The organism is Klebsiella sp. KE9456 (genome assembly GCF_043832615.1).
Lineage (GTDB): Bacteria > Pseudomonadota > Gammaproteobacteria > Enterobacterales > Enterobacteriaceae > Klebsiella > Klebsiella indica.
Genome location: NZ_JBDYQK010000007.1, coordinates 101,797 through 116,213, shown reverse-complemented (window position 1 = coordinate 116,213; position 14,417 = coordinate 101,797). Strand labels below are relative to the sequence as shown.

Sequence of the window (14,417 nt, the reverse complement as noted above, 5' to 3'; positions counted from 1 at the left end):
GCAAAGTTTGCATCTCGCAGGAGAGAGTAATGAAAGTAACGCTGCCAGAGTTTGAACGTGCAGGAGTGTTGGTGGTAGGCGATGTGATGCTGGATCGCTACTGGTATGGCCCGACCAGCCGAATTTCACCGGAAGCGCCGGTGCCGGTGGTGAAGGTGGAAAATATCGAAGAACGCCCTGGCGGCGCGGCAAACGTGGCGATGAATATCGCTTCCCTCGGCGCGACCTCTCGCCTGGTGGGCCTGACCGGAATTGATGATGCCGCCCGCGCGTTGAGTAAGGCGCTGGCTGACGTCAATGTGAAGTGCGACTTTGTTTCCATTCCGACGCACCCGACGATCACTAAATTGCGCGTACTGTCACGCAATCAGCAGTTGATTCGCCTCGATTTTGAAGAGGGGTTTTCCGGCGTCGACCCCCTGCCGATACACGAGCGTATTCAGCAGGCGCTGGGTTCCATTGGCGCGCTGGTGTTATCTGATTACGCCAAAGGCGCGTTGATCAGTGTGCAGACCATGATTAAGCTGGCTCGCGCCGCTGGCGTTCCGGTCCTGATTGATCCGAAAGGTACTGATTTTGAGCGCTATCGCGGTGCGACGCTGCTGACGCCAAACCTTTCTGAGTTTGAAGCGGTGGCGGGTAAATGTAAGGACGAAGCGGAAATTGTCGAGCGCGGAATGCAGCTTATCGCCAATTTCGACCTGTCCGCGCTACTGGTGACCCGTTCCGAGCAGGGCATGACGCTGCTGCAGCCGGGACGCCCGCCGCTGCATATGCCCACTCAGGCGCAGGAGGTCTATGATGTTACCGGCGCGGGAGATACGGTGATAGGCGTGCTGGCGGCGACGCTGGCGGCAGGTAATTCGCTGGAAGAGGCCTGCTATTTTGCCAATGCGGCGGCTGGCGTGGTGGTCGGGAAGCTGGGTACGTCTACCGTTTCGCCTGTCGAACTGGAAAATGCGGTGCGTGGGCGCTCAGATACCGGTTTTGGCGTAATGAGCGAAGAAGAGCTGAAGCTTGCGGTGGCCGCGGCGCGTAAGCGCGGCGAGAAAGTGGTGATGACTAACGGTGTTTTCGACATTTTACACGCCGGTCATGTCTCCTATCTGGCGAACGCGCGTAAGCTGGGCGATCGACTGATCGTTGCGGTGAACAGCGATGCATCAACCAAACGTCTGAAAGGCGACTCCCGGCCGGTCAACCCGCTGGAACAGAGAATGATCGTGCTGGGCGCGCTGGAATCCGTCGACTGGGTGGTCGCCTTTGAAGAAGATACGCCGCAGCGGTTGATCGCCGGGATTTTACCGGATCTGTTGGTGAAAGGCGGTGACTACAAGCCGGAACAGATTGCCGGCTGTGAAGAGGTGTGGGCAAACGGTGGCGAGGTTCTGGTGCTTAATTTTGAGGATGGATGCTCGACGACCAGTATCATTGAGAAGATCCAGAAAGACAGCGAAAAGTAACACTGTCCTTCCCTATCACCGTCGCTTGTCCCGGCAGATGATGTAATAAAAAGAGGCCTGCGGTTGCATAATCGCAGGCTTCTTTTTATATGCGCCAAATCCCCTTTGTGGAAGGATGGCCTGTCGTCTGGTTTTCTGACGCCTTACCTCCTGCGGTAAGACAGCAATCAATCCGCGGTTGCCCGCGAGGAAGACGATAAAAATAAAATCCTGCCGTGAGAAGCTGAAGAGCGAACGAGAGAATCGTATCCGGATGTCGCTAAAACCCCGTCAGAAAGACATCCACGCGGGTAAACGGACAAACATAAGTATCGTTGTTGCTTCCAGGATGACATAAATGATTTGGCGCAATAAATAGCCATTTTGGGCACATTTTTACGGCAAAAGAAGTTAGAGTAAGGGTAGATACTGAGAAACAGTAAAAGCATATGACCAATCAGAACACCAACGGCTGAAGGAGTATGCGGATGAAGAATAACGAAACAAATTTAATGAAGAATTTTGACTTTCTGGCTCAGAGTTTCGCCAGAATGAACGCACAAGGTCAGCCAGTCGATCTTCAGGCCATTGTCGGCAATATGGATGAAGAACAGCGCGAGTGGTTTTGTCAACGATATGAACTTTACTGCCGCCAGGAGAACAGGGCCATAATGCCAAAAGTGAAGCTGGAACATTAATCCTGCTTACGGTAACACCGATATGACAACGGGCCTGAAAGGCCCGTTGTTGGTTTTACGACTTCTCCCCGGCATCAGGAATAGCCGGCGCGTCAGCCGAACGGTGCTCAAGCTCGTTCAGACGTTGTTCCAGTAACGCCAGCTTTTCACGCGTGCGCAGCAGTACCTGTGTTTGCACATCGAACTCTTCGCGGCTCACCAGATCCAGGCGAGTTAACTGCGACTGGAGCACCTGACGGATTTTTTTCTCCACATCTTCCCCCAGATCGCGGAGCCCCTTCGGCATCGATTCGTGAACCTGACGGGCGATTTGTTCAATTTTTTTCGGGTCAATCATGGCGGTTTCCTGCTCTGGTCGGTTATCTGCTCATTGTAGTGCGAACTTCGGTGCCTATAAACCATAAATGTTTGAAGCTTATGCATTGCCGACGTTAGTCTATAGCGCTATAGTTACCGTGCTTATTCTCAGGGCGGGGCGAAATTCCCCACCGGCGGTAAATCAACCATAGCGTTGAAAGCCCGCGAGCGCTTTTTGCGAAAGCAGAAAGGTCAGCAGATCCGGTGTAATTCCGGAGCCGACGGTTAGAGTCCGGATGGGAGAGAGTAACGGCTCAGTCGGGTTTCTACCCGCTTGCGTTGACTTTTGCCGCTAAACCGGCACTCCTAAGACTGCCCTGATTCTGGTAACAATATAATTAATGAGGATTTTTTACCATGAATCAGACGCTGCTTTCCTCTTTTGGCACCGCTTTTGAACGTGTGGAACACGCGCTGGACGCACTGCGCGAAGGCCGCGGTGTGATGGTGCTTGATGATGAAGATCGTGAAAACGAAGGCGATATGATTTTCGCCGCTGAAACCATGACCGTTGAGCAGATGGCGCTGACTATTCGTCATGGCAGCGGCATTGTCTGTCTGTGCCTGACGGAAGAACGCCGTAAACAGCTTGATCTGCCAATGATGGTTGAGCACAACACCAGCGCCTACGGTACCGGTTTTACCGTGACTATCGAAGCGGCTGAAGGGGTGACCACCGGCGTATCTGCCGCCGACCGTGTGACCACCGTGCGCGCGGCGATTGCCGATGGCGCGAAACCGTCAGACCTGAACCGCCCTGGTCACGTTTTCCCGCTGCGCGCGCAGCCAGGCGGCGTACTGACCCGTGGCGGCCATACTGAGGCAACCATTGATCTGGTGACGCTGGCGGGATTCAAGCCGGCAGGCGTATTGTGCGAACTGACTAACGATGATGGCTCTATGGCTCGCGCTCCTCAGTGCATCGAGTTTGCTAAACAACACAATATGGAAGTCGTCACTATTGAAGATCTTGTGGCTTACCGCCGCGAACACGAGCGCAAAGCAAGTTAATTCAGCGTGATTTGCTCTAACAGCCCACTTATATGTGTAATGCTGGTCAGTTAAGGGTGGTTAGTTGTGTTTATGGCTGCCGAGCGGTTCTGTTAATCGGTGGTTATGGCGAACATGTTTTCGCCCATTTGATTCGGTGGCCTGTTCCGTTCACGGGTAATACGAGGATATTTTTCATATCCACAGCGTGTGAACGGGCAGGGGGGCGTTTCGCCCGTCCCCCTGCACCCCCGGCATGGCGCTGAAAACCTGCCGCTGCGCGGTCCGCTCCACTCCGGCTTCATCTGGCGGACCGGGCGGGACGAGACGTCCTGTCTCGGCCCACCCTCTGGCCGCCGTCCTGGCGGCCAGTCCTGGATGCGCGCCTGCGTTCTCGCCAGGTTTCCCTGATGCGCCCAACCCCCATGCGGTGAGTCCGTTATTCGTCAGTGGCTTTTCAGAGGCTGAAAGTCATAAAAAAGTTATATCCTTTACATTTCAGCCCGTATCAGCTCAGTAAGCGAATCAACCGAAGCAGATTTTCGTTTAAACCACCGATAATATGATTGCTGCAGGCAAATAAAACCGAAGACAACACCGATAATTTGTTGAAGTGAACGGCATTACGCTCTTATGTGGACTTTCGTCTTTTATCTGGTCCCTATGGTTTGCAAAACGGCAAGCCTTAATTCCATAATCGCCATTGCGCACGGTCGCCATCTCCCGGAGTGCTCCGCAGGCGAGTCCTGTTATCCGCAGTATTTGTTCCTCAACCGGTAGCGCAATCAGCATCCCGGCGAACCTGTGGCGGCGTCTGCCAGGCGCGTTACCGTTTCTTACATTCAAATTTTCTGACGATCATCATCATGCTTATCTGAGTTTATCCTGCGGGAAAAGCGCGTAATGTAACGGTATCGAATTTCTCTGAATTAAGGATATCACTATGTCCCGTACCCGAATGCCCGCGCTGTTTTTAGGCCATGGTAGCCCGATGAACGTGCTGGAAGATAATATCTATACGCGTGCCTGGCGAAACCTGGGCGAAACATTGCCACGTCCAAAAGCGATTGTGGTGATTTCGGCGCACTGGTTCACCCGTGGTACGGGGGTCACTGCGATGGAAGCGCCGAAAACGATTCATGATTTTGGCGGCTTCCCGCAGGCGCTGTACGATATGCACTATCCGGCTCCGGGATCCCCCGAGCTGGCGCAACGGCTGGTTGAATTACTGGCGCCGGTGCCCGTGGCGCTGGACAAAGAGGCGTGGGGATTTGACCATGGTTCCTGGGGCGTACTGATTAAAATGTATCCTGAGGCTGATATTCCGATGGTACAGTTGAGCGTTGATGGCACGAAACCGGCTGCCTGGCATTTTGAAATGGGGCAAAAACTGGCTCAGCTTCGTGACGAAGGCATCATGCTGGTGGCAAGCGGCAACGTGGTACACAACCTGCGTACGGCCCGCTGGCATGGGGAAAATACGCCGTATCCGTGGGCGGAGTCGTTTAATGATTACGTGAAAGCGAATCTGACCTGGAAAGGTCCCCTGGCCGAGCATCCGCTGGTGAATTACATGACCCATGAGGGGGCCGCGTTGTCTAATCCAACGGCCGATCACTTCCTGCCATTGCTGTACGTGCTGGGTGCATGGGACGGCGAGGAACCGATTACCATTCCGGTTGATGGAATAGAAATGGGCTCGTTAAGTATGCTGTCAGTGGTGATTGGCGCGTAAACAGAGATAGTCCCGGCAGAGATGATGCTGCCGGGGCGGAATGTTACTCGATGAAAATATGCGGATAAAAGCGCGACAGATCCTGGGTGATTAGCGCCCGGTCTTCGCGAATGCCAATGCCGGCGGGCAGATCGTTAATCAGCCAGCTGCCGATGAGCGTGTAGTTATCGCCAAACTTCGGCAGGGGGTAGAATTCCTGGACGATTGTCCCTTCTTCTCCGTACGGCCCTTCTACCGCTTCCAGTACGTTGCCGTTCTCTATGATTGACACGTTTGCGCCTTCGCGGGAGAAGATTGGCTTGATAACGTACTTTTCCATCTCCGGGTGTGCATCTTCGCTGAAATATGCCGCCAGCAGATTCGGGTGGTTCGGGAACATCTCCCATAGCAGAGGCAGTAGCGCTTTGTTGGATATGATGCTCTTCCACGCTGGTTCCAGCCAGCGAACACCGGCATCTTCCAGCTTGGTAGAGAACATCTCACGCAGCATATACTCCCACGGATAGAGTTTGAACAGATTACCGATGACCTGGTCCTGCAGATCGGTAAACTGCCCTTTTTCGCCCAGGCCGATGTCTTCTATGTACAGGAATTCTGTTGCGATACCCGCTTCTGCGGCACAGTCCTGCAGATATTGTACGGTTCCGCGATCTTCAAGGGTATCGCGGCAGCAGGCCATATGCAGTAGCTGGAAACCGAACTGTTCACGCAGCTCGCCAAAGCGCGCGATCAGCTTCTCCTGCAGACTATTGAACTGGTCGCTGCCCTGTGGCAGCATGCCCGCATTGAGCTGATCTTCCATCCAGATCCACTGGAAGAAAGCCGCTTCATACAGGGATGTCGGCGTATCGGCGTTATTCTCCAGCAGCTTCGGTTCACCTACGCCGTCCCATGCCAGATCGAGACGCGAGTACAGCGAGGGCTGCCTGGTTTTCCATGACTGACGCACGAATCCCCAGGTATGTTTGGGGATGCGAAATTTCGCCATTAACTCATCGCTGGCGATAACTTTTTCCACCGCCTGCAGGCACATCTGATGTAGCTCTGCGGTGACATCTTCCAGCTTATCAACCTGCGTCAGCGTCAGTTTGTAATAGGCTTCTTCGCTCCAGTACGGCTCGCCGTACATAGTATGAAAGTTAAAGCCATATTCTGTCGCCTTATCGCGCCAGTCCGGGCGCTCGGTAATGCTGATTCTTTCCATGTCGCTTAGCCGCCCATTGAGCGTGAAGAAGACGAACTTGCCGAGCTACGCTGCATCGTGGACTGTTTAGCCACGGACTCACCGAACCCGCCGCGGGTCACGGTGCTGGTGGTGGCCGGTTTGGGCGCCATCGCGGTTTTCGGGACGTTCATGCTACGGCCAGGCTGCGCTGCGCCGTAGTTCTTACCGCTCGCGTCGGTATATTTACCATAGGCCGGGCTGGCCGGGTTTTTTGAGGTGAACAGCGGCTGTTGAGCCGCCATTCCGCCGCCCATCATCCGGCCCATCATATAGCCCGCCATCAGCGGCATCCAGAAGCTACCGCTGCTTTGCGCCTGGTTTTCCGTTGCTACGCCCGCCTGAGCTGGCGTTTGCTGACACTGGCCTTCGCCGAATTCGGCGACGCAATCTTCACGCGTGGCGTATTTCGGCGCGGTACGCTCAGCTTCTTTTAGCGCGTTATTGTAAGCGGTGGTGCACTCTGCGGATTTGCTCGGGTTAGCGGCGGAACAGTCATCGGCGTTTTGATACAGCGAAACCGTCTCATCGCTTTGTTCACAACCGGCGAGCATAAATACGGCTGTCACGGCAAGCGCGACAGGTGTTAAATGGCGCGCGCGCCAGCTTTTACGGAAAGAGGCGTGATTAATATTTTTTGTCCGTTTCATGTTTGTCTTCCTGGACCCAGTGGTATGTATGCGTTTTGTTAACGCTCAGGATAGAGGATGAGTGGTGGAAAATGAAGCGAAGAGGCGTGGAAAGCGGAGGATCTTTACGTTGCCTTACGTTTAACGCTTCGCTTACCCGGCTCGATAAGCGAAGCGCCCATGACGCAGGTTAGTGGCGGAACGGATTGCTACCGCTGGTGGTACGTGCTGATACCGGTTTTGCTGCAGCGGTGTTGCTATAGCCATCGGCGTTGGCATCCTGCTGTGGGTTTTCCGGCGCGACGCTATCCGGTGACGTCGGGACAGGTTTGCCGAGCGTGTTGTTTAGCGCGACCAGATCCTGTTCATTAAGCGTACCGAGCGCTGACTTGATGTTCAGTTCGTTGATCAGGTAGTTATAACGTGCGCTGGAGAGCTGCTGTTTGGCGTTATACAGCGTAGTGGTCGCATCCAGTACATCAACGATGGTGCGAGTACCGACGGAATAACCAGCTTCCATGGCGTCCAATGAACTCTGTGCGGAAACCACGGCCTGTTTGTAGGCCTTGATGCTGCTGATAGAGGCGTTCACGTTATTAAACGAAGAGCGAACGGTCTGCACGACGCTACGGTGCGCGCTCTCCAGTTGCTCGCTGGCGCCAACGAAATTGTACTGCGCTTGTTTCACCTGCGAGTTGACCATTCCACCCTGATACAGCGGCAGAGAGAAGCTCAGGCCAATTTGGTTCTGCCCGGCGTCGTTGTCACTACTCGTGCTCCTTGAACCGCTGTAGCGGTTATTCGACACCCCGGTGGACGCGCTCAGACTCAGGGTCGGCAGGTGACCATCCTGCGCCTGGCGAATTTCCTCGCGCGCCAGGTCCTGATTCAGGCGGGCCTGCAACAGCGACAGGTTGCGGTTTTCCGCTTCTTTCAGCAGCGTGTTAACCGCTGACGGCTTGTGCGTTTTAAAACCATCAACGTTCAGCGAAGCCAGCTCCGGGTAGTCGTTGCCGGTCACCTGGCGTAGTGCTTCTACGGCGTTGTCGAGGTCGTTACGCGCGGTGACTTCACTCGCCAGCACGGAGTCGTATTGTGAACGGGCGTTCTGGACGTCGGTAATGGCGACCAGACCGACATTAAAGCGTTGAGTGGTCTGATCCAACTGGCGGTAAATGGCCTGTTTCTGCGCTTCAATATAAGAGAGCGTATCAATAGCGGACAGAACGTTAAAATAGGCCGTCGCGGTGTTCAGGATCAGCGTTTGCTGGTCCATCTGATACGTGACGTCCTGAATACCGGCTGTTTTTTCCTGTAGCGTCAGCGAGTGCCACTTCGACATATCGAACAGGACCTGGGTTAATTGCAGCGAGCCGCTGGTGACGTTGGAGTTCTGATCTTTAGTATCCCGAAAGCCGCTGGTATAGGTATAATCCGCCCCCAGACCGAGTTGAGGTAATAATGGGCTACGCGCCTCGTTGATTTTTTCGAATGCGGCATCACGATCGGCTGCTGATTTACGCAGGTCAGGGTTACTGATACGCGCCTGTTGGTAGACCTGTATCAGGTTTTCTGCCTGACTCATGGCGCTAAAGCCAGCCAGACCCAGGCCCATAAGGATGGGAAAGAGTTTCTTCATTTGCATTCCTTGTTGTGAAGCCCTTAAAGCTAAGCAAATTCAAAAAATAAATGCTGATTGTATAGAGTCTGTTACCGTAAAAAGTTGGCGTTATGTGCCATGCGGCGGTAATTTGCACCAATCTAACATACAGGCCATCAAACGGCAGCCATACGCTCTATAAATTCATGGCCCCATATTCTACAGGATACCTAAATGAGCAATCCTAATCAGCAAGGGATAACCTTCTCGAAAAACGATGTAGAAATTATTGCACGTGAAACGCTTTATCGCGGTTTTTTTTCGCTCGATTTATACCGTTTCCGCCATCGCCTGTTTAACGGCAGTATGAGCGGCGAAGTCACGCGAGAAATTTTCGAGCGCGGACACGCCGCTGTCTTGCTACCCTTTGACCCGGTGCGTGATGAGGTTGTGCTTGTCGAGCAGATCCGTATTGCCGCCTATGATACGAGTGAGAGTCCATGGTTGCTCGAGCTGGTCGCCGGTATGATAGAAGAAGGTGAGTCCCCCGAAGAGGTCGCCCGCCGTGAAGCAGTCGAGGAGGCCGGGCTTGCGGTTGGTCGGGTTAAACCGGTTCTGAGCTATCTCGCCAGCCCTGGCGGCACCAGTGAGCGGTTATCTATTCTGGTAGGGGAAGTGGATGCCACGACGGCAAAAGGCATTCATGGTCTGGTCGAGGAAAATGAAGATATTCGGGTGCATGTGGTGAGCCGGGAACAGGCTTACCAGTGGGTAGAAGAGGGGAAGATCGACAACGCGGCTTCGGTCATCTCGCTGCAGTGGCTGCAGTTGCATTATCACAATTTACGAAATGAGTGGACAAAATGAAGCGTTATACACCTGACTTTCCTGAAATGATGCGCCTGTGTGAAACCAACTTTGCTCAGCTGCGCCGCCTGCTGCCGCGAACGGATGCGGCGGGCGAGAGGGTGAGTTATCAGGTGGGCGGCGCGCAATACCGATTAACGATCGTCGAGTCAACCCGCTACACTACATTAGTGGCGATTGAACAGACGGCGCCGTCGGTGAGCTACTGGAGTCTGCCGTCAATGACGGTTCGGCTCTATCACGACGCAATGGTTGCTGAAGTGTGTTCGAGTCAGCAGATCTTTCGCTTCAAAGCGAGATATGATTATCCTAATAAAAAGTTGCATCAACGCGACGAAAAGCATCAAATTAATCAGTTTCTGGCCGACTGGCTGCGTTACTGTTTAGCACATGGAGCGATGGCGATTCCGGTTTGTTAGCGTCGTGAAACCTAAGGACACCATTTGGAAAGCCTGTTAAACCTACCTTTGGCTGGTGAGGCCAGAGTCAGGATCTTACAAATTACTGATACTCACCTGTTTGCTGAAAAACACGAAACGCTGTTAGGCATCAATACCTGGGAAAGCTACCAGGCCGTTCTGGATGCGATTCATGCCTCACAGCGAGAATGCGACCTGATTGTCGCAACAGGCGATCTGGCGCAAGATCATTCCGCCGCGGCCTATCGGCATTTTGCTGAAGGCATCGCGAGTTTCGTCGCACCTTGCGTCTGGCTACCGGGTAATCATGATTTTCAGCCAGCCATGTACAGCACGTTGCAGGAATTGGGTATCTCCTCCGCTAAACGCGTATTACTGGGCGACCATTGGCAAATATTGCTGATGGATAGCCAGGTTTTTGGCGTGCCGCATGGCGAACTGAGCGATTTCCAACTGGAGTGGTTAGAGCAGAAGCTCGCGCAATCCCCTGACCGCCATACGTTGCTGCTGCTGCATCATCATCCTCTGCCATCAGGCTGTAGCTGGCTGGATCAGCATAGTCTGCGTAATGCCGGAGCGCTTGATTGCGTACTGAGCGCTTTTCCTCGCGTTAAGCATTTGCTGTGTGGTCACATTCATCAGGAACTGGATCTTGACTGGAACGGGCGGCGAATGATGGCGACACCTTCGACCTGCGTGCAGTTTAAGCCGCATTGCGCGAACTTTACGCTGGATACCGTTTCGCCTGGCTGGCGCTGGCTGGATCTGCATCCCGACGGCACATTGACCACTGAAGTTTGCCGCCTTGAAGGCGTGAAATTTCATCCGGATATTGCTTCAGAAGGATACTGATGTCTACGCTTCTCTATCTGCACGGTTTTAACAGTTCACCGCGGTCGGCAAAAGCGACGGCGCTGAAGGCGTGGCTGGCGCAGACTTATCCTGATATTTCGATGGTGATACCGGAGCTCCCGGTTTACCCCGCGCAAGCGGCTGAGCATCTTGAGGCCATTGTGCTGGAGCATGGCGGAGAGCCGTTGGGCATAGTGGGATCGTCGCTGGGGGGATATTACGCCACCTGGCTGTCGCAGTGTTTTATGCTGCCTGCGGTGGTGGTCAACCCGGCGGTGCGTCCGTTTGAACTGTTGAACAATTTTCTTGGCCCTAATGAGAATCCGTACACAGGGCAGCAATATGTGCTAGAGTCTCGCCATATTTACGATCTTAAAGTCATGCAAATTGACCCGCTGGAAGCGCCGGATTTAATCTGGTTATTGCAGCAAACGGGTGATGAAGTGCTTGATTACCGCCAGGCCGTTGATTATTTCGCCTCCTGCCGTCAAACGGTAGAGGAGGGCGGTAATCACGCATTTGTTGGCTTTGAAGATCATTTCACTCAGATTATCGATTTTCTGGGCCTGCGCTGAGCGGTTCAGAACGACCTACGAATACACCATGACGCAATCTTCATATAACGCTGATGCCATTGAGGTACTCACCGGGCTAGAGCCGGTTCGCCGCCGTCCGGGAATGTACACCGACACAACACGTCCAAACCATCTTGGTCAGGAAGTTATTGATAACAGTGTGGATGAGGCCCTGGCCGGCCACGCCAAACGCGTGGAAGTCATTCTTTATGCCGACCAGTCGCTGGAGGTTATTGACGACGGGCGCGGAATGCCGGTGGATATCCATCCTGAAGAAGGGGTGCCGGCGGTTGAGCTGATTCTTTGCCGCCTGCACGCGGGGGGAAAATTCTCCAATAAGAACTACCAGTTCTCCGGCGGTCTTCACGGAGTCGGCATCTCGGTGGTCAACGCTTTGTCGAAACGCGTTGAAGTTAACGTTCGTCGCGACGGTCAGGTTTATAACATCGCGTTTGAAAACGGCGATAAAGTAGACGATCTTCACGTCACAGGTACTTGCGGTAAGCGCAATACCGGCACCAGCGTGCGCTTCTGGCCGGACGAACGTTTTTTTGACAGCCCGCGTTTTTCCGTCTCGCGTCTCTCGCATTTGCTAAAAGCCAAGGCCGTTCTGTGTCCGGGCGTAGAGATTGTTTTCCGCGACCAGGTCAACAACAGCGAGCAGCGCTGGTGTTACGCTGACGGCCTTAACGACTATCTCTGTGAAGCGGTTAATGGTCTGCCGCTGCTGCCGGAAAAACCGTTCGTCGGCAACTTCTCCGGCGATACTGAAGCGGTTGACTGGGCGCTGCTGTGGTTGCCGGAAGGCGGCGAGCTGCTGACCGAAAGTTACGTTAACCTGATCCCGACGATGCAGGGCGGAACCCACGTTAACGGCCTGCGTCAGGGGCTGCTGGACGCCATGCGCGAGTTTTGCGAATACCGTAATATTCTGCCGCGTGGCGTGAAGCTGTCGGCGGAAGATATCTGGGATCGCTGCGCCTACGTGCTCTCGGTGAAGATGCAGGACCCGCAGTTTGCCGGGCAGACCAAAGAGCGCCTCTCTTCACGCCAGTGCGCTGCCTTTGTTTCCGGGGTGGTTAAAGACGCTTTCAGCCTGTGGTTAAATCAGAACGTCCAGTCGGCAGAATTGCTGGCGGAGATGGCGATTTCCAGCGCCCAGCGCCGCCTGCGTGCGGCGAAAAAAGTAGTGCGCAAAAAGCTGACCAGCGGTCCGGCGTTGCCGGGCAAGCTGGCGGACTGCACCGCGCAGGATCTGAACCGGACCGAACTGTTCCTTGTGGAAGGGGATTCGGCGGGCGGCTCCGCCAAACAGGCGCGCGATCGCGAATATCAGGCGATCATGCCGCTGAAAGGTAAGATCCTCAATACCTGGGAAGTCTCTTCTGATGAGGTGCTGGCGTCTCAGGAAGTGCATGATATTTCGGTCGCCATTGGCATCGATCCGGATAGCGATGATTTAAGCCAGCTGCGCTACGGAAAAATTTGTATTCTGGCGGATGCGGACTCCGATGGGCTGCATATCGCTACGCTGCTGTGCGCGCTGTTTGTCAGACACTTCCGTACTCTGGTAAAACACGGCCATGTCTATGTGGCGCTGCCGCCGCTGTACCGTATCGACCTCGGGAAAGAGGTTTACTACGCGCTGACGGAAGAAGAAAAAGCCGGCGTGCTGGAACAACTGAAGCGCAAGAAGGGGAAACCGAACGTGCAGCGCTTTAAAGGGCTGGGCGAGATGAATCCGATGCAGTTGCGTGAGACTACGCTGGATCCGAATACGCGTCGTCTGGTTCAGTTGGTGATTAACGATGAAGACGAGCAGCAGACGACCGCGGTTATGGATATGCTGTTAGCGAAGAAGCGTTCTGAAGATCGGCGTAACTGGCTGCAGGAGAAGGGCGATCTGGCGGAGCTGGACGGATAGCGGAAGAAAATCGGCCGGGAAAGCGGCCGATTTATTGGAGGGGCTTAAATACCGGGTTGCAGAATGCGAATGTTCATCTCCAGCACATCGCCTTTAACGGCTTCGCCGTAGGCTTTCATGTGCGGAGTCTGCAGGTGCGCTTCAAGATGCGCGACGCTTTCCCACTTCTCGACCATCACGATAGAATCCGGTGACGTGGTCTGAAAACTGACGCCAGCGGCGTGATCCACCAGCGGCGCATAGCCGTGGCAGCCTTCTTCCTGTAGCACTATTGGGGTAATTTTTGCGAACTGATCCAGCACTGCCTGACGATGGTGCTGGCCCGGGCGAGTGCGAATTTCAGCGATCACTGTCAACATGATTAACTCAACTCCTTCTGTGTGTATTCTCATCATACTTCAGGTTACCGAGGCGTTTGTGGCGTCGGCAGCCCAAACTATTTAGAGGCGTTGGCGTACAGTTAAGCAAAAATTTCAGCCAGATGCTTGCGATATTCTGCCGTATAACGCGGAACGTCAGGTGTTTTGATCACATCATTGGCGATGAAGGTCGGCAGGGGGCTCATCCCCAGGAACTGGTTGGCTTTATGGAACGGCAGATAAACGCCATCGACGCCAGCGCCGTGGAAGAATTGATCTTTATCGGTGAAGGCTTCCATTGGCGCGTTCCAGGTCAGAGAGAGCATGTATTTTTTGCCCTGGATCAGGCCGCCGGAACCATATTTCTTACTGGCGTCAGAGCGGGTACGGCCATCGCTGGCGTAGAGAGAACCATGCCCTTCGGTGAAGACGTCATCAATGTACTTTTTCACCGTCCACGGCGCGCCCATCCACCAGCCCGGCATCTGCCAGATAACCACATCAGCCCAGAGAAAGTTCCGCACCTGCTCTTTGATATCGTATGCGCTCTCGGCGCGGACGACTTTTACTTCGTGTCCGGCATCGCGCAGAAAGCCATCCGCGACCTCGGTCAGCGTGTCGTTCAACTGGCCATTAGAGTGGGCGAATTTTTTCGCGCCGTTGATAATCAGGATGTTGCTCATTTTTTATCCTCAACTTTTCGATTTTGACGATAATTTTATCCTCCCGAACGTGGCGGTAAATGAGC

At 54.1% G+C, this 14,417-nt stretch carries 15 protein-coding genes and 1 riboswitch; of the genes, 9 read left to right on the top strand and 6 right to left on the bottom strand.

Features of this window, described 5'->3' with window-relative positions:
* Positions 1–29 precede the first annotated feature (29 nt).
* Positions 30–1,463: a bifunctional D-glycero-beta-D-manno-heptose-7-phosphate kinase/D-glycero-beta-D-manno-heptose 1-phosphate adenylyltransferase HldE gene (gene hldE / locus ABK821_RS09080; protein ID WP_343177985.1), complete on the top strand. Its 1,434-nt coding sequence runs from the start codon at positions 30–32 to the stop codon at positions 1,461–1,463.
* Between the two features lie 467 nt (positions 1,464–1,930).
* A complete protein-coding gene (glgS, locus tag ABK821_RS09075) occupies positions 1,931–2,140 on the top strand; it encodes a cell surface composition regulator GlgS (protein ID WP_138362504.1) in 210 nt (69 codons plus the stop codon).
* 55 nt (positions 2,141–2,195) lie between these two features.
* On the opposite strand, the gene ubiK is transcribed toward glgS, so the two are convergent.
* On the bottom strand, positions 2,196–2,477 hold the full coding sequence (ubiK, locus tag ABK821_RS09070; RefSeq protein ID WP_138362505.1) for a ubiquinone biosynthesis accessory factor UbiK: 282 nt from the start codon (positions 2,475–2,477) through the stop codon (positions 2,196–2,198).
* 120 nt (positions 2,478–2,597) lie between these two features.
* A riboswitch (FMN riboswitch) is annotated at positions 2,598–2,749 on the top strand.
* Positions 2,750–2,854: 105 nt separating this feature from the next.
* On the opposite strand from ubiK, the gene ribB reads away from it, so the two are divergent.
* The gene (ribB, locus tag ABK821_RS09065) at positions 2,855–3,508 is read left to right on the top strand and encodes a 3,4-dihydroxy-2-butanone-4-phosphate synthase (protein WP_138362506.1); all 654 of its coding nucleotides are present in this window, start codon (positions 2,855–2,857) and stop codon (positions 3,506–3,508) included.
* A 922-nt stretch (positions 3,509–4,430) separates the two neighbouring features.
* Positions 4,431–5,222, top strand: coding sequence for a 4,5-DOPA dioxygenase extradiol (ygiD, locus tag ABK821_RS09060; RefSeq protein ID WP_138362507.1), 792 nt, complete (start codon positions 4,431–4,433; stop codon positions 5,220–5,222).
* Between the two features lie 43 nt (positions 5,223–5,265).
* Here ygiD and ABK821_RS09055 read toward each other — a convergent pair whose 3' ends face one another.
* The 3 genes from ABK821_RS09055 to tolC form a co-directional block, all read right to left on the bottom strand.
* Positions 5,266–6,426: a glutathionylspermidine synthase family protein gene (locus tag ABK821_RS09055; RefSeq protein WP_343177986.1), complete on the bottom strand. Its 1,161-nt coding sequence runs from the start codon at positions 6,424–6,426 to the stop codon at positions 5,266–5,268.
* Between the two features lie 5 nt (positions 6,427–6,431).
* Positions 6,432–7,094, bottom strand: coding sequence for a DUF1190 family protein (locus ABK821_RS09050; protein ID WP_343177987.1), 663 nt, complete (start codon positions 7,092–7,094; stop codon positions 6,432–6,434).
* Positions 7,095–7,263: 169 nt separating this feature from the next.
* A complete protein-coding gene (gene tolC, locus ABK821_RS09045) occupies positions 7,264–8,712 on the bottom strand; it encodes an outer membrane channel protein TolC (protein ID WP_138362510.1) in 1,449 nt (482 codons plus the stop codon).
* Between the two features lie 195 nt (positions 8,713–8,907).
* Here tolC and nudF point away from each other — a divergent pair, with 195 nt between their 5' ends.
* From nudF to parE, 5 genes are read left to right on the top strand one after another with little or no spacing between them, the layout of a single operon-like run.
* Positions 8,908–9,540, top strand: a complete 633-nt coding sequence (gene nudF, locus ABK821_RS09040; RefSeq protein ID WP_138362511.1) for an ADP-ribose diphosphatase — start codon at positions 8,908–8,910, stop codon at positions 9,538–9,540.
* Positions 9,537–9,959 (top strand): DUF1249 family protein, encoded by a 423-nt coding sequence (locus ABK821_RS09035; RefSeq protein ID WP_138362512.1) that lies wholly within the window; start codon positions 9,537–9,539, stop codon positions 9,957–9,959. Before nudF ends, ABK821_RS09035 begins: the two co-directional genes overlap by 4 nt.
* Before the next feature lie 24 nt (positions 9,960–9,983).
* Positions 9,984–10,811, top strand: coding sequence for a 3',5'-cyclic-AMP phosphodiesterase (gene cpdA / locus ABK821_RS09030; protein ID WP_395033927.1), 828 nt, complete (start codon positions 9,984–9,986; stop codon positions 10,809–10,811).
* Positions 10,811–11,386, top strand: coding sequence for an esterase YqiA (yqiA, locus tag ABK821_RS09025; RefSeq protein WP_343177988.1), 576 nt, complete (start codon positions 10,811–10,813; stop codon positions 11,384–11,386). Before cpdA ends, yqiA begins: the two co-directional genes overlap by 1 nt.
* A gap of 28 nt (positions 11,387–11,414) precedes the next feature.
* Positions 11,415–13,310, top strand: a complete 1,896-nt coding sequence (gene parE, locus ABK821_RS09020; protein ID WP_138362515.1) for a DNA topoisomerase IV subunit B — start codon at positions 11,415–11,417, stop codon at positions 13,308–13,310.
* 44 nt (positions 13,311–13,354) lie between these two features.
* Here parE and ABK821_RS09015 read toward each other — a convergent pair whose 3' ends face one another.
* Positions 13,355–13,669 (bottom strand): putative quinol monooxygenase, encoded by a 315-nt coding sequence (locus ABK821_RS09015; RefSeq protein ID WP_138362516.1) that lies wholly within the window; start codon positions 13,667–13,669, stop codon positions 13,355–13,357.
* A gap of 101 nt (positions 13,670–13,770) precedes the next feature.
* The gene (locus tag ABK821_RS09010; RefSeq protein ID WP_138362517.1) at positions 13,771–14,352 is read right to left on the bottom strand and encodes an NAD(P)H-dependent oxidoreductase; all 582 of its coding nucleotides are present in this window, start codon (positions 14,350–14,352) and stop codon (positions 13,771–13,773) included.
* Between the last annotated feature and the right edge of the window lie 65 nt (positions 14,353–14,417).

What these genes read in the sequence shown, in the direction of transcription:
- hldE (WP_343177985.1), top strand. Translation starts at nt 30, where the DNA reads ATGAAAGTAACGCTGCCAGAGTTTGAACGTGCAGGAGTGTTGGTGGTA.
- glgS (WP_138362504.1), top strand. Translation starts at nt 1,931, where the DNA reads ATGAAGAATAACGAAACAAATTTAATGAAGAATTTTGACTTTCTGGCT.
- ubiK (WP_138362505.1), bottom strand. Translation starts at nt 2,477, where the DNA reads ATGATTGACCCGAAAAAAATTGAACAAATCGCCCGTCAGGTTCACGAA.
- ribB (WP_138362506.1), top strand. Translation starts at nt 2,855, where the DNA reads ATGAATCAGACGCTGCTTTCCTCTTTTGGCACCGCTTTTGAACGTGTG.
- ygiD (WP_138362507.1), top strand. Translation starts at nt 4,431, where the DNA reads ATGTCCCGTACCCGAATGCCCGCGCTGTTTTTAGGCCATGGTAGCCCG.
- ABK821_RS09055 (WP_343177986.1), bottom strand. Translation starts at nt 6,426, where the DNA reads ATGGAAAGAATCAGCATTACCGAGCGCCCGGACTGGCGCGATAAGGCG.
- ABK821_RS09050 (WP_343177987.1), bottom strand. Translation starts at nt 7,094, where the DNA reads ATGAAACGGACAAAAAATATTAATCACGCCTCTTTCCGTAAAAGCTGG.
- tolC (WP_138362510.1), bottom strand. Translation starts at nt 8,712, where the DNA reads ATGAAGAAACTCTTTCCCATCCTTATGGGCCTGGGTCTGGCTGGCTTT.
- nudF (WP_138362511.1), top strand. Translation starts at nt 8,908, where the DNA reads ATGAGCAATCCTAATCAGCAAGGGATAACCTTCTCGAAAAACGATGTA.
- ABK821_RS09035 (WP_138362512.1), top strand. Translation starts at nt 9,537, where the DNA reads ATGAAGCGTTATACACCTGACTTTCCTGAAATGATGCGCCTGTGTGAA.
- yqiA (WP_343177988.1), top strand. Translation starts at nt 10,811, where the DNA reads ATGTCTACGCTTCTCTATCTGCACGGTTTTAACAGTTCACCGCGGTCG.
- parE (WP_138362515.1), top strand. Translation starts at nt 11,415, where the DNA reads ATGACGCAATCTTCATATAACGCTGATGCCATTGAGGTACTCACCGGG.
- ABK821_RS09015 (WP_138362516.1), bottom strand. Translation starts at nt 13,669, where the DNA reads ATGTTGACAGTGATCGCTGAAATTCGCACTCGCCCGGGCCAGCACCAT.
- ABK821_RS09010 (WP_138362517.1), bottom strand. Translation starts at nt 14,352, where the DNA reads ATGAGCAACATCCTGATTATCAACGGCGCGAAAAAATTCGCCCACTCT.